The 13627-nt window shown below is 60.2% G+C and carries 12 protein-coding genes; 9 read left to right on the top strand and 3 right to left on the bottom strand.

All coding sequences use genetic code 11. The annotated features are described in order from the left end of the window. Positions 1–67: 67 nt before the first annotated feature. The 9 genes from tpiA to QB905_RS04160 all read left to right on the top strand — a co-directional run bounded on the left by tpiA (position 68) and on the right by QB905_RS04160 (position 9499). Positions 68–811 carry a triose-phosphate isomerase gene (gene tpiA, locus QB905_RS04200; protein ID WP_282973306.1) on the top strand — a complete coding sequence of 248 codons (744 nt, stop codon included), beginning with the start codon at positions 68–70 and terminating at the stop codon, positions 809–811. 139 nt (positions 812–950) lie between these two features. Beyond that, positions 951–1532 (top strand): preprotein translocase subunit SecG, encoded by a 582-nt coding sequence (gene secG, locus QB905_RS04195; RefSeq protein WP_282973305.1) that lies wholly within the window; start codon positions 951–953, stop codon positions 1530–1532. Between the two features lie 98 nt (positions 1533–1630). Further along, entirely contained in the window at positions 1631–3265 is a 1635-nt protein-coding gene (locus QB905_RS04190; protein ID WP_282973304.1) for a CTP synthase, read from the top strand. Positions 3266–3524: 259 nt separating this feature from the next. Continuing rightward, on the top strand, positions 3525–3839 hold the full coding sequence (locus QB905_RS04185; RefSeq protein ID WP_282973303.1) for an FtsB family cell division protein: 315 nt from the start codon (positions 3525–3527) through the stop codon (positions 3837–3839). A gap of 172 nt (positions 3840–4011) precedes the next feature. Next, positions 4012–5046 (top strand): pyruvate dehydrogenase (acetyl-transferring) E1 component subunit alpha, encoded by a 1035-nt coding sequence (pdhA, locus tag QB905_RS04180; RefSeq protein ID WP_282973302.1) that lies wholly within the window; start codon positions 4012–4014, stop codon positions 5044–5046. Between the two features lie 17 nt (positions 5047–5063). After that, positions 5064–6410 carry a pyruvate dehydrogenase complex E1 component subunit beta gene (locus QB905_RS04175; RefSeq protein ID WP_282973301.1) on the top strand — a complete coding sequence of 449 codons (1347 nt, stop codon included), beginning with the start codon at positions 5064–5066 and terminating at the stop codon, positions 6408–6410. Between the two features lie 12 nt (positions 6411–6422). After that, a complete protein-coding gene (locus QB905_RS04170; RefSeq protein WP_282973300.1) occupies positions 6423–7691 on the top strand; it encodes a pyruvate dehydrogenase complex dihydrolipoamide acetyltransferase in 1269 nt (422 codons plus the stop codon). 14 nt (positions 7692–7705) lie between these two features. After that, a complete protein-coding gene (lpdA, locus tag QB905_RS04165) occupies positions 7706–9115 on the top strand; it encodes a dihydrolipoyl dehydrogenase (RefSeq protein ID WP_282973299.1) in 1410 nt (469 codons plus the stop codon). Positions 9116–9238: 123 nt separating this feature from the next. Next, positions 9239–9499, top strand: coding sequence for a DUF6496 domain-containing protein (locus QB905_RS04160; RefSeq protein WP_282973298.1), 261 nt, complete (start codon positions 9239–9241; stop codon positions 9497–9499). Here QB905_RS04160 and QB905_RS04155 read toward each other — a convergent pair. The 3 genes from QB905_RS04155 to QB905_RS04145 form a co-directional block, all read right to left on the bottom strand. Further along, on the bottom strand, positions 9491–10828 hold the full coding sequence (locus tag QB905_RS04155; protein ID WP_282973297.1) for a PepSY-associated TM helix domain-containing protein: 1338 nt from the start codon (positions 10826–10828) through the stop codon (positions 9491–9493). The two genes, QB905_RS04160 and QB905_RS04155, sit on opposite strands and share 9 nt — an antisense overlap. Before the next feature lie 72 nt (positions 10829–10900). Further along, positions 10901–13114: a TonB-dependent receptor gene (locus QB905_RS04150; protein ID WP_282973296.1), complete on the bottom strand. Its 2214-nt coding sequence runs from the start codon at positions 13112–13114 to the stop codon at positions 10901–10903. Between the two features lie 74 nt (positions 13115–13188). Beyond that, entirely contained in the window at positions 13189–13581 is a 393-nt protein-coding gene (locus tag QB905_RS04145; RefSeq protein ID WP_282973295.1) for a hypothetical protein, read from the bottom strand. Between the last annotated feature and the right edge of the window lie 46 nt (positions 13582–13627).

Genomic DNA, 13627 nt, shown 5'->3' with positions numbered 1-13627 from the left:
CTATGCTCATCAAGGGTTCGCGCATTCGCGGCCCGGATAAAAGAAACCACAAAAAAAAAGACGTTTAATGCCACAAACACATCTGATTGCCGCCAACTGGAAGATGAACGGTACAAAAGCCGCGCTTCCGGTGGCGCAAACCATAGCTGCGCAAAGCCGCAAACATGCCAATGGCGTTATCGCCCTTTTTCCGCCGGTCACCCTCTTGCCCCTGATGGCCGAAGCCCTGGCCGGAACCGGCGTCCGGCTTGGCGGGCAGGATTGCCACCATGCCGATTTCGGCCCCTATACGGGCGATATTTCCGCGGCCATGCTGAAGGATTCCGGGGCCAGCATGGTCATACTGGGTCACAGCGAGCGCCGCCACGGTCATCTCGAACCCTGTGCTCTGGTGGCGCGCAAAGCGCGCGCCGCCCTGCGCGCCGGTATCGAGCCGATCATCTGTATCGGTGAAACCCTCGACCAGCGTCAGGCCGGGCTGACGGCGCAGGTGTTGCGCCGCCAACTGAGCGACAGCCTGCCCGATGAACTGAAAGACGCCAGTTTTCACGTCTCCTACGAGCCTGTCTGGGCCATCGGCACCGGGCTTGCGGCCTCAGATGACCAGATCCGCGAGGCGATCGCCATCATCCACCAGCATCTCGACCAGCGATTCGGCAACGGCTTTGTTGGCCATATTCTGTATGGCGGTTCGGTCAATCCGTCGAATGCGCGCCATCTCCTGTCGCTGGAGGGAATCAATGGCGCCCTGATCGGCGGGGCTTCGCTGACCGTCGAGACCTTCATGCCGATCGTGGCAGCTACGGACTGAGCGTAAATTTCTTTTTCGGGCTGGTTGCAAACCTCTGCCCGCGCCATAAATCTGTAATGCCCCTTCACATCACCTATGGCCAAGCGCCATGAGGGATGCTAAGGGCGAGCGACTTTTGAATGCAATATAAAGACCTGACATGCTTTTTGGTATCCTGCTCACTGCCCAGATCATCATCTGCCTCGCCATGGGTGGCTTGATTCTTATCCAGCAATCCGAAGGCGGAGCGCTGGGCATGGGCGGCGGTGGCGGCGGTTTCATGTCGGCGCGCGGTGCCGGTAATCTGCTGACCCGCGCCACCGGCATTCTGGCCTTTCTGTTCTTCGCCAACTGCATTGGCCTCACCATTGTTGGCAATATACATAACCGCGTCAGCTCGGCGGTCGATCAGGTCGATACGTCCGGCCTGACCCTGACACCCTCCACCGCGCCGCAAGCGGCCGCAGCGGCCTCTTCCAGCGCCTCCATGCCGTCGCTGAACGACCTGCCGACCGGCGCACCGGTGCAGCCGCAAGCCGCCAACCAGCCTGCGTCGAAGCCGGTCACGGGCGGGCTGAGCGCCCTGCCGCCGCCGGTTGTTTTGCCGCAGGTCAAGTCTTCACAAAAGCAGGTTGAAGCCGCCAAGAATGCGATCTGGGAATCTTCGTCCAGCGCCGCTCATACGGCTAATGCGTCGAAGGCCCCGGCATCGTCCGCCGCCAGTTCTTCCGCCGCGCGCTAAGCGCAGTTTGAAATTCCGTTTATTTCAGCCCATGAGGTTAGTGTACCTCATGGGTTGCTTTTGATATTAGTCTAGCTCATTCCAGGATGACATCGGATATGGCGCGTTTTGTCTTTATCACTGGCGGGGTGGTGTCCTCGCTCGGCAAGGGGTTGGCTTCGGCGGCGCTGGGAGCCCTGCTTCAGGCGCGTGGCTTCAAGGTGCGCCTGCGCAAGCTCGACCCTTATCTGAACGTCGATCCCGGCACGATGAGCCCCTATCAGCACGGCGAGGTTTTCGTCACCGACGATGGTGCCGAAACCGATCTCGACCTCGGCCACTATGAGCGCTTTACCGGCGTCAATGCGCGCAAGACCGACAATATTACCACCGGCCGCATCTATTCCAACATCATCGAAAAAGAACGGCGCGGCGATTATCTGGGCGCCACCGTGCAGGTGGTGCCGCACGTCACCGACCAGATCAAGTCGTTCGTCGTGTCCGATCAGGGCGACGCCGATTTTATCCTTGTCGAAATCGGCGGCACGGTCGGCGACATCGAGGGTCTGCCCTTTTTCGAGGCCATCCGCCAACTCGGTCAGGAACTGCCGCGCCGTCAGGCCTGCTTCATCCACCTGACCCTGCTGCCCTTCGTCAAGACCGCCGGCGAGATGAAGACCAAGCCGACCCAGCACTCGGTTAAGGAACTGCGCTCGATCGGCATCCAGCCCGACATCCTGCTGTGCCGCTGCGAGCAGGAGATACCGCCTGAAGAACGCCGCAAGATCGGGCTGTTCTGTAATGTGCGCGAAACCGCCGTCATACAGGCGATGGATTCAGAAAACATCTATGCCGTGCCGCTCGATTACCACCGGCAGGGTCTGGATACGGAAGTGCTGAGCGTTTTTGGCATCGAGGACGCGCCCGAACCCGACCTGTCGATGTGGAAAGACATTACCCAGCGCTACCAGTATCCCGACGGCGAAGTATCGATTGCCATCGTCGGCAAATACACGGTGCTCAAGGACGCCTACAAGTCGCTGATCGAGGCGCTGTATCATGGTGGCATGGCTAATAATGTCCGCGTCAATATCGACTGGGTTGAATCGGAAACGTTTGAAGGCGAGCCCGATCTGGTGCGTCAGCGCCTCGAAAACGTCCACGCTATTCTCGTGCCGGGCGGTTTCGGCGAGCGCGGCGCACAGGGTAAGATCGACGCGGCGCGTTTCGCCCGTGAACATGAGATTCCCTATTTCGGCATCTGCTTCGGTATGCAGATGGCGGTGCTGGAAGCGGCGCGCCACATGGCCGAAATCAAGGAGGCTTCCTCCACCGAGTTTGGCCACACCTCCGAACCGGTTGTAGGGCTGATGACCGAATGGCTGAGCGGCAACGAACTGACCCAGCGCGCGGCGGGTGGGAACTTAGGCGGTACCATGCGGCTCGGTGCCTTCGATGCGCGCCTGCGAGAGGGTTCGAAAGTGGCCGAAATCTACGGCACAACCGATATTAACGAACGCCATCGCCACCGCTATGAAGTCAATCGTGACTATATCGCGCGGCTGGAAACGGTGGGCCTGAAATTCTCCGGCATGTCGCCTGATGGCCTGTTGCCGGAAATCGTCGAACGCGATGATCATCCGTGGTTTATCGGTGTGCAGTACCACCCGGAACTGAAGAGCCGTCCGTTTGCGCCGCATCCGCTGTTTTCCAGCTTCGTGGCGGCCGCCAAGGTGAAGAGCCGCCTTTTCTGAAACACGACTCAGGATGGCCGCCGGAAAGCAGCGCATTCCTTTGTTAGCGTTATCATTTTGACGACGCGCATAGGGAGATGCGATGGACTTGCTCACTTTTTGACAATAAAGATAAAAACGGCGTGATGCAGCGGCTGAAACGACGGATTGTTTCGATAAATTCTTTCGCGCTCTCCGACATGTTCAGTAACACTATGTTAACTGCGCGGGCGGCAAAATCGGGTTCGGGATTGCATCGTTACAGAAGGGTCTTTAAGTCGTGTTTTTCAGGTTGAGGCCTTATATTCCCACCGCCTTAATAACGCTTGTTCTGTCCTATGTATGTGTTCAGTATTTGACTGGCAATAAAGGATTTTTTTCTCAGGAACAACGTGATCGTGAGCTTGTTGTCAAGGAGCAGCAGCTTGCAAACCTGACGGCGGAGCGTACGGATCTTGAAGCGCGTGCTAAATATCTGCGCATAGACCATCTTTCTAAAGATTTGTTACAGGAGCGCGCGCGCGTCCTGCTGGGGCTTGCCGAGCCCAACGCCTATGTCATTCGCCTGCCGGCGGCGCCAAACGCCGGTTCCTGACCTGTCTTTAGCCCTTTACGCGAAGGCGCTCCTCTCCTAAAGGAAAGCAGCCTTCGCTGGCATGTGCGCAAATGCGCACAGCGATTCCGTAATAAGCGCGCATCAGCGCGCATGAAATTCAGGCCTTCTTATTCAATGAGGGCCGTGTAATGTTCTACTGTAGGAGGTGTCCATGGCGCGTGCCGCCCAGACCGATACAAAGGCCAGCCCGCAAGGCGGGAAGACCGGCGACAACGCCCGACGCAATGTCTCGAAAGAAGATTTGCTGCATTATTACCGCGAAATGGTGCAGATCCGTCGCTTCGAGGAACGCGCCGGACAGCTCTACGGCATGGGACTGATCGGTGGTTTCTGCCACCTCTATATCGGTCAGGAAGCCGTCGCTGTTGGCATGTATGCCGCCGCCAAAAAAGGCGATCAGGTCATTACCGGCTACCGCGACCACGGCCACATGCTGGCCGCAGGCATGGATCCCAAGGAAGTCATGGCCGAACTGACCGGGCGTTCGGGTGGTTCGTCGAAGGGCAAGGGCGGTTCGATGCACATGTTCGACGTCGAGGCCGGTTTCTTCGGTGGCCACGGTATCGTCGGCGCGCAGGTATCGCTTGGCACGGGCCTGGCCTTCGCCGATCACTATAAGCAGAACGGCAATGTCTCCTTCACCTATTTCGGCGATGGCGCGGCCAATCAGGGCCAGGTCTATGAAAGCTTCAACATGGCCCAGCTCTGGAAGCTGCCGGTCGTGTATGTGATCGAAAACAACGAATACGCGATGGGCACGTCGCTGGCCCGCGCCTCGGCCACGGTCAATCTGGCCGAACGCGGCGCTTCGTTCGGCATTCCGGGCGAAACGGTCGATGGCATGGATGTCTTCGCCGTCAAGGCCGCCGCCGAAAAGGCCGCCGAACACGCCCGCTCCGGCAAGGGCCCCTATATCCTTGAGATGAAAACCTATCGCTATCGCGGCCACTCGATGTCCGATCCGGCGAAATACCGTTCCAAGGAAGAGGTGGACGAGGTCAAGACGACGCGCGACCCGATCGACCACATCAAGACCATGCTGCAACAGGCAGGCGTGTCCGAAGACGAGATCAAGACGCTCGATAACGAGATCAAAACCATCGTGATGGCGGCGGTTGAGTTCGCACAGACGAGCCCGGAACCCGATCCGTCCGAACTGTACACCGACGTTTATCTCGAAGCTTAATTCAGGGCGCACATTCCATGACCGATATTCTTATGCCCGCGCTTTCCCCGACGATGGAGGAAGGCACACTTTCCAAATGGCTGATCAAGGCAGGTGATGAAGTCTCTGCCGGTCAGGTGATCGCCGAAATCGAAACCGACAAGGCGACGATGGAAGTCGAAGCCGTCGATGAAGGCAAGGTCGAGGCCATCCTCGTCGAGGCCGGCACCGAAGGCGTCAAGGTCAATACGCCGATTGCCCGTCTCGAAGGCGGTGCGTCTGCGCCAGCTTCGGCACCGGCAGCCGCCGCGCCTGAAGCCAAGTCCGAAGCCGCGCCTGCGCCCGCCGCTGCTGCGCCGGTCTCCAAGCCGCAATCTGACCCCGATATCCCTGAAGGCACGCCGACCGTGAAAATCACGGTGCGCGACGCCCTGCGCGATGCGATGGCCGAAGAAATGCGCCGCGATGAAAAAGTGTTCCTGATGGGCGAAGAAGTGGCCCAGTATCAGGGCGCTTATAAGGTGTCGCGCGATCTGTTGCAGGAATTTGGCGAGCGCCGCGTGATCGATACGCCGATCACCGAAATGGGCTTTGCCGGTATCGGCGCGGGCGCGGCTATGGCGGGCCTCAAGCCCATCATCGAGTTCATGACGTTCAATTTCGCTATGCAGGCGATTGACCACATCATCAATTCGTCGGCCAAGACGCTTTATATGTCGGGCGGTCAGATCAAGTCGTCCATCGTCTTCCGTGGCCCGAACGGCGCTGCCGCCCGCGTGGCCGCCCAGCACAGCCAGGATTACTCATCCTGGTACGCCAATGTGCCGGGCCTGAAGGTGATTGCGCCTTATGACGCTGCCGACGCCAAGGGCCTGCTGAAGGCCGCCATCCGCGACCCCAACCCCATCGTCTTCCTCGAACACGAGATGATGTACGGGCTGGAATTCGACCTGCCGCAGATTGAGGATTTCGTCCTGCCGATTGGCAAGGCCAAGATCCAGCGCGAGGGTAAAGACGTTACGATCACCGCCCATTCGCGCATGGTCGGCTTCGCCCTCAAGGCCGCCGAACTGTTGGCTGCCGAAGGCATCGACGCCGAAGTGGTCAATCTGCGCACCATCCGCCCGCTCGACATGGACACCATCGTCGCCTCGGTGAAGAAGACCAACCGTCTTGTCACCGTCGAAGAAGGCTGGGGGCCAATGGGCGTCGGGGCCGAAGTGGCCGCCAAGGTCACCGAACTGGCCTTTGACGATCTCGATGCGCCGCCCTTGCGCGTCCATCAGGAAGATGTGCCCATGCCCTATGCCGCCAACCTCGAAGCCCTGACCGTGCCCAGCGTCGAAAAGATCGTCGCCGCCGTCAAGGCCGTCACCTACCGTTAAGGAGCAGCACGCATGACCGATATTCTGATGCCGGCCCTGTCTCCTACGATGGAGGAGGGCATTCTCGCCAAATGGCACGTCAAGGTGGGCGATACCGTCAATGCTGGTGACGTGATTGCCGAGATCGAAACCGACAAGGCCACGATGGAGGTCGAGGCCGTTGATGAAGGCGTGATCGAGGAAATCCTCGTCCCCGCCGGCACTGAGGGCGTGAAGGTTAATGCGCCCATCGCCCGCCTGAGGGGTGAGGGCGGGGCCGCGCCTGCGCCAGCCCCCAAGGCCGTCGCCGAAGCGACCGCCGAACCCAAGAAGGAAGCCGAGGCCAAGGCCGCGCCTGTGGTGGCTTCGGCATCGACTGCGCCCGCCGCTGCCTCCGGTGCGCGCGTCGCTGCTTCGCCTCTGGCCCGCCGTCTGGCCGAGATCAACAAGCTTGACCTCAAGTCGATCAAGGGCACCGGCCCGCATGGCCGCATTATCAAGCGCGACATCGAGGCCAGTATGGCTTCGGGTGGCACAAAGGCCGCCCCGGCGGTTGCGGGCGCTGCTGAACCGCGTAAGGTGCAATCGCTGGAACAGATGGGTATTCCCGCCGGTTCCTACGATCTCGTGCCGCTCGACGGGATGCGCAAGGTCATTGCCCGCCGCATGACCGAATCGTTCCGCGACATCCCCCACTTCCCGCTGACCGTTGACATCGAACTCGACAGCCTGCTGGCGGCGCGCTCGAAGATCAATACGGCGCTCGAATCGCGCGGCGTGAAAGTGTCGGTCAATGACATGATCATCAAGGCGGTAGCCCTGGCGCTCAAGGCCGTGCCGGAAGCGAACGCCTCCTACACGCCCGAAGGCATTGCCATGCACCACCATGCCGACATCGCCGTGGCCGTGGCCATTGATGGCGGCCTGATCACCCCGATCGTGCGCAAGGCGGAAAGCAAATCTCTGGCCGAAATCTCGACCGAGATGAAGGATTTGGCGCAACGCGCGCGTGACCGCAAGCTGAAGCCGGAAGAATTCCAGGGCGGCACCTTCTCGGTGTCCAATCTCGGCATGTTCGGCATCAAGACCTTCACCTCGATCCTGAATGAGCCGCAGGGCTGCATCATGTCGGTGGGGGCGGGTGAACCGCGCGCCGTGGTCAAGGGCGGTCAACTGGCCGTGGCCACCGTCATGTCAGTGACCCTGACCTGCGATCACCGCGTGGTCGATGGCTCCATTGGCGCCAAATTTATCAGCGCTTTCAAGCCGTTGATCGAAGACCCTATTAAAATGTTGGCTTAAGGAGCTGATTCAACATGACTTATGATCTCGTTGTGATCGGTTCGGGCCCTGGCGGTTACGAAGGCGCTATCCGCGCCGCGCAAAACGGCATGAAGGTCGCCATTGTCGAGCGCGAATTGCTCGGCGGCATCTGCCTGAACTGGGGCTGTATCCCCACCAAGGCCCTGCTCAAATCGGCGGAGGTGTTCGATAAGATCAACCATCTCGGCGATTACGGCCTGAGCGGCGAAAAGCCCAGCTTTGACTTTGAAAAAGTGGTGGCGCGTTCGCGCGCCGTGGCCAAGCAGCTCAATGGCGGCGTCGGCTATCTGATGAAGAAGAACAAGATCGACGTGATCGAGGGCTTCGCCACCCTGTCGCCGGGCCCAAAAGATGCACCCGCGCCCAAGGTCACCGTCAAGCTCAATAAGGGCGGCGAACAGGTGGTTGAGGCGAAAAACGTCATGCTGGCGGTCGGGGCACGGGCGCGTGAAATCCCGGCCATTGGCGCGGTTTCCGATGGCGACCGTATTTGGACCTATCGCAACGCCCTGACACCCAACCGTATGCCGAAATCGCTGGTCGTGATCGGTTCGGGCGCTATCGGCATCGAGTTTGCCAGCTTCTACCGTTCGCTCGGTGCCGATGTTACGGTTATCGAGGCGCTCGACCGCATCCTGCCGGTGGAAGACAAGGAAGTCTCGGCTGAGGCGCACAAGGCGTTCGAGAAGCGTGGCCTGAAGTTCCGCGTTGGGGCCAAGGTCACCAAGGTCGAAAAGAGCAAGGACAGCGTCTCAGTTTCGGTGGAACTGAACGGCAAGACCGAGGTTCTGACCGCCGAAGGCTGCATCGTTGCGGTCGGCATCGTCGCCAATACGGACGGCATCGGCCTTGATAAGCTTGGCGTTGAGATGGATCGCGGCCACGTCAAAAACGACAGCCACGGCAAGACCAATGTGAAGGGGCTCTATGCCATCGGCGATTGTGCTGGCCCGCCCTGGCTGGCGCACAAGGCGTCACACGAAGCGATCCACGCCGTCGATTATATGGCGGGCAAGAAACTGAGCAACCTCAATCCGCCGATTCCGGGCTGCACCTACGCCACGCCGGAAGTGGCTTCGGTCGGCATCACCGAACAGGGCGCGAAGGAGAAGGGGCTTGATGTCAAGATCGGCCGCTTCCCGTTCAAGGCCAATGGCAAGGCGATTGCCGCCGGTGAATCGGGCGGTTTCGTCAAGGTCATCTTCGACAAGAAGACGGGCGCTCTGCTGGGCGCGCACATGATCGGTGCCAATGTCACCGAAATGATCCAGGGTTTCTGTCTGGCCATTACGATGGAAGCCACCGAAGAAGACCTGCAAGGTACGGTGTTCCCGCACCCCACCATGTCGGAAGCCATCCTCGAAGCGTCGCTCGACGCCGATGGCCGGATGATCAATCTGTAAACTTGCCGTTTGCAAACAAACTTTAAAAGCCGTCCCGTTATCAGCGGGGCGGCTTTTTCGCATGGCGATTTTACGGTGAATGGGCGTTCATGGCGGGGTGGGGCCATTCACAGGAGCGATCATATGCCTAAGGAATCTTCCGGCCAAAAGGATACGATGGAGCGCGTCATGCACGAGTACAAGCATGGCGAACTGGAAACCGGCACCGGCAAAAAGGTCAAAAGCCGCAAGCAGGCCGTGGCCATTGGTATGCACGAATCCGGCACGACCAATCAGGAAAGCAAGCCCGACAACAGGCGCGCTTACGCCCACACCACGTCCAAGGAGCGCCACGGCAAGACGGCCCGGCAGGAAAAGGAAGGCCACATGCACCACTCACACTGATGCGGTGACCTTCAGGCCAAGCCATTGACGGGCTTGCGGAATGTGGCGCAGGGCTCCCCATTCCAGCAGGCCGATCACGATCAGGCTGATGCCGAAAACCGGCAGAAAAATGCCCAGAGCGATGATGATCACGGCCAGACCCGGCCCCAGTTTCTGTTCGGGCATGAGCATGGGCGCGCCCAGCCTGCCTTCGGGTCGCCTCTGCCACCACATGATCATGGCGCTGGCGCACAGGGTCAGCAGGCCCAGCGCGGTGATAACACCCAGCGCCTGATTGAACGGGCCGAACAACTGGCCTTCGTGCGCCGCCGTGGTGACCCCTATGATCCTGTCGATCAGCGGCTTGTTGCGGAAATCGCTGCGGCTGATGACCTCCAGCATGGCGGGGTCGATCATCATGGTGACGCGCTGCGGGCGATTGCCATTGTCCGACGACAGTTTCCAGAGATGGCCGCCCTTGTCCGGCGGACTGAGAATCGCCGGTGCGGCTATATCGAGTCCGCGCGACATATCGAGAAGATTATCGAGACGCGACATGTCCGGCGCTACGAAACGCTCGGCCTGCAAGGTCTTTTTCTCATCGGCGCGGCCAAGGCTCCAGCCCGCGGCGGCGGCGGGATGGCCCATATTGCGGATGGCTTTCAATTCGCTGCCCCACACATAGGTCCACGGCAAACCGCTCAGCAGCAAGAACAGCACCAGCATCGATATATAAAGGCCGGTGACGGCGTGGATGTCGCGCCAGAAGATGCGTTTGCCCAGTTTGAGGCGCGGATACAAAAGTCCGGCCACGCCCTTAAGATCGCGCGGCCAGCCCAGATAAAGGCCGGTCAGGATCATGACAATGGCCCATGAGGCGGCCAGTTCGACGATGATCTGGCCAAAGCGGCCCGCGAACAGCTCACCGTGAATATCTTTCACAATCTCGATAAAGCGCGCGTTTTCAGGCACCTGTTTCAATATCTGCAAAGTTTTCGGATGGACATAGACGCGGATTTTCTCGGCGTGCCGCACCACGGTGATGCGCGCCGCGTCATGGAGGTCGGGGCGCACCTCGATGGCGGCAAAGGTCGATCCTGGCACCGCCTTTAGGGCTGCCGCCACCTGACTCTGCGCTGAGGCAGGCGCGCCTGAAAAGGCCAGATGATCGTATTTCGCATCTATCGCCGCCTCAATCTGCGGTTTGAACAGGTAGATCGGGCCGGTGAGGCAGAGAACGACGATAAAGGGTATGCAGAACAGGCCGGCATAGAAGTGCCACCGCCAGATCATGCGGTAATCAATCAGCCTGCGGCTGAGGCGAATAAAATGCGCGGCCTGTTCTTTCATGACATCCCCTAATTCTTTGTTTTATCGCTCTTTCTTATCCAAAAAGTGGCATCCACTTTTTGGGAAAACGCTCTAGTAACTGTATTTCAGCCCGGCGATGATCGTGCGCTGGGTGAAGGGGTGGTAAAGGAAATACGACCGGTTATTGAGGTTATCGACGCCGATCTCAGCCGACAGATGCGGGTTGATCTTATAACGGACATGGGCGTCCATGACGAAATAGCCGCTGAAACCGGTATAGGTATTGGCATAGGTGTCGGAATTGTCGATCGTGCCGAAGCTGCGGTCGCTGTAGCGCGCTGCCAGGGTGAGGTCGAGCTTGGGTGTCGGGCTGTAGGTGGCCACCAGCGCCCCGCGCAGTTTCGGCAGTTGCGGCAGGTTTTTGCCCACCGCGGGTGCATAGGCCGTGTCCTTGTCGATTTTCGCATCGACATAGGTGACCCAGCCGGAGAGTTGCAGCCCCTTGATCAGCACATCCTGCTGATCGGCTACCAGTTCAATGCCGGTGGCGCGGGTACGGTCGATATTCTGCACATAGCTATAGAGGGTGGACGATCCGGCCACGAGCGGCGCGCTCTGCGAAATCAGAGCATTGGCAATCGTTTCGTTGAACAGCGAGACGCGCGCGCTGCCACTGTCCCACTGGCGCTCCGCCGACAGTTCCGAAGAGACGGCGCGTTCCGGCCGCAGGTTCGGATTGGGCACCGACAGGACAGCACCCGTCGTCACTGTCTGGTACAGTTCGGTGACGGTCGGGAAGCGTGAGGCCGCGCCGATGGAGGCCTTCAGCATCCAGTCGGGCGTCGGGTTATAGGCCAGAACCAGCTTGGGCGAGACGGCGTCGCGTTGCAGGTCGGGCTGACGGACATCGAGCGCCGGGGAGGCCGAATAGTTGACGCCGTCAAAGGCGCGCCAATGTTCGAAACGGATACCGCTCGTGAGTTTCAGGCGCGGGGTGATCGTGAGCGCATCCTGCACCCACAGGGCTTGGGTCTGTGTGCGGCCCGCGCTCGAACTGTTGACCGTGCCGGGTGCGCCGTCGATCCAGTCCGACAGCCTGTATTGCGGATTATTGAGCTTGAAGGCGTCCTGATGCGCGCCGAAAGTGACGATATGGGCGGCATTGGGCCGCCATGTGCCCTTGGCGTCGAGCGTGTACCAGCCCGTACCGTCCAGCCAGGCACCGGTGCCGGGGCCGCCGGTAAAGCCTGCGGGCAGGACGGCGGTCGGTGTGCGCTGATGGCTTTTCTGGTAATCGAAGGTCGAGGCCGTCAGGCTGTAATCGAAGACGCCGCCGGTATGTGAGGTCAGGGACAGCGCTTGCGCGATCTGGGTTTCATCGAGATGATAGACGCCTTTGGAAAAGGCGCTGGTATAGACCGGGGCATTATTGGCATCGCGCAAATAGGTATTGACCGTGGCATCATCGTTATTTTTAAAGACGCCAAACGTGTAGGCCGCGGTCAGGGTGGGGGTCAGGTCATAGGTCAGGCGGCCCGACAGATTGTCCTGAATCTGGTGCTCCAGCCCGCCGGAGCCCAGCACCTCCACCGGCACGCGGGTGCGATTGGCGTCGGCATAGGCGCCGGTCGTGCCTGCCGGCGCGGAAGCCGCCGTCACATAGGTCAGGGGCTGGGCGTTGGTGTCGAGGTGATTATAGCTGAGCCGCCAGGCAAAGCGGTCGGCGCGGTCACCGATGCTGCCGGCGATGCGGCCCGTACCGTAACTGTCGTCGTCGCCATATTTTTTGAAAGCCTGCGAACCGCCCTGCACCTCCAGCGTGCCTTCCAGCTTTGATGGCATCCGCGTGGTGAATTCGATGACGCTGCCCATCGAATTACCGGCATAGGCGGCGGAAAACGGGCCATACAGCACATCGACGCGGCTGACGGCTTCCGGTGCGATCAGGCCCCATTTCGGCGAGGCCGAGGTGTTGTTATTGCCGATCAGGGCCGAGATCAGGATGCCATCGACATAGATCAGGCTGCGCGCCGAACCGCCGACGCCGGAGGTGCGCGTGGTGATGGGGGCTTGCGTATCGCCGATATGGCGCTGACGGATCAGCACATTGGGCACGTAGCGCAGCGTGTCTTCGGGGGTGACGACATTGACCGCCTTGCCGAGCGCTTCGGCGGTGACGCCTTCGGTCGTGGTCGGCACATTGGGCGCGCGGCGCTGGCCGGTCACCACGATTTTGGTGGGCGTGTCGGCCTGGGCGACGGAGGCCATGATGGCGGGCAGGGAGGCGGAACTGGCGAGCGCCAGCAAAAGAAAGCGGGTTGTCATGGAGAGAGTCCGTTGGTCAGGAATAAGCATGAAGGCGCGCCAGCGTAAAACGCGGGCGCGGCGTGACGTTCAGCTTAAATCTGTGACGGTGGCCCGCAGGAATAGGGACGCGGCGGGGCACGGGCCTTGACGGGCGAGGTGCGTTGCAGCGGGCAGAAGGCAATGTGTTCGACGCGGTAAACGGCAGGCACATAGGTCTGAACCGGCGTCTGGATCGCCGTCAGAGACGCCAGCACGCAATCGGCGCATTTCAGGCCTTGCAGGCCCTTTTTGTGCGTATCGATATTGAGAATTTTCGCCAGACCTGGCTCAACAATCGGCTGGCTGTCAATGCCTGACGAACACAGGACGAGGCGCTGGCCGCTCTCCGATTCAACCGCCATGACCTGCGGCGGAAACAGCACCTGCGTGAACAGGGCCAGGGCCACGACGACCAGCGCCCAGAAGCGAACTTCCTGAGCGGGCATAAATGCAGCCGCGGTCGTGCGGCGGGTCATGATGGCCGGGTAACGG

It is taken from the genome of Asticcacaulis sp. EMRT-3 (assembly GCF_030027245.1).
Classification (GTDB): domain Bacteria; phylum Pseudomonadota; class Alphaproteobacteria; order Caulobacterales; family Caulobacteraceae; genus Asticcacaulis.
The sequence above is the reverse complement of the archived record's forward strand: the minus strand, read 5'-3'. Positions and strand labels throughout refer to the sequence as shown.

Coding starts and splice junctions, on each gene's coding strand:
- tpiA (WP_282973306.1), top strand. CDS start 68: ATGCCACAAACACATCTGATTGCCGCCAACTGGAAGATGAACGGTACA.
- secG (WP_282973305.1), top strand. CDS start 951: ATGCTTTTTGGTATCCTGCTCACTGCCCAGATCATCATCTGCCTCGCC.
- QB905_RS04190 (WP_282973304.1), top strand. CDS start 1,631: ATGGCGCGTTTTGTCTTTATCACTGGCGGGGTGGTGTCCTCGCTCGGC.
- pdhA (WP_282973302.1), top strand. CDS start 4,012: ATGGCGCGTGCCGCCCAGACCGATACAAAGGCCAGCCCGCAAGGCGGG.
- QB905_RS04175 (WP_282973301.1), top strand. CDS start 5,064: ATGACCGATATTCTTATGCCCGCGCTTTCCCCGACGATGGAGGAAGGC.
- QB905_RS04170 (WP_282973300.1), top strand. CDS start 6,423: ATGACCGATATTCTGATGCCGGCCCTGTCTCCTACGATGGAGGAGGGC.
- lpdA (WP_282973299.1), top strand. CDS start 7,706: ATGACTTATGATCTCGTTGTGATCGGTTCGGGCCCTGGCGGTTACGAA.
- QB905_RS04160 (WP_282973298.1), top strand. CDS start 9,239: ATGCCTAAGGAATCTTCCGGCCAAAAGGATACGATGGAGCGCGTCATG.
- QB905_RS04155 (WP_282973297.1), bottom strand. CDS start 10,828: ATGAAAGAACAGGCCGCGCATTTTATTCGCCTCAGCCGCAGGCTGATT.
- QB905_RS04150 (WP_282973296.1), bottom strand. CDS start 13,114: ATGACAACCCGCTTTCTTTTGCTGGCGCTCGCCAGTTCCGCCTCCCTG.
- QB905_RS04145 (WP_282973295.1), bottom strand. CDS start 13,581: ATGCCCGCTCAGGAAGTTCGCTTCTGGGCGCTGGTCGTCGTGGCCCTG.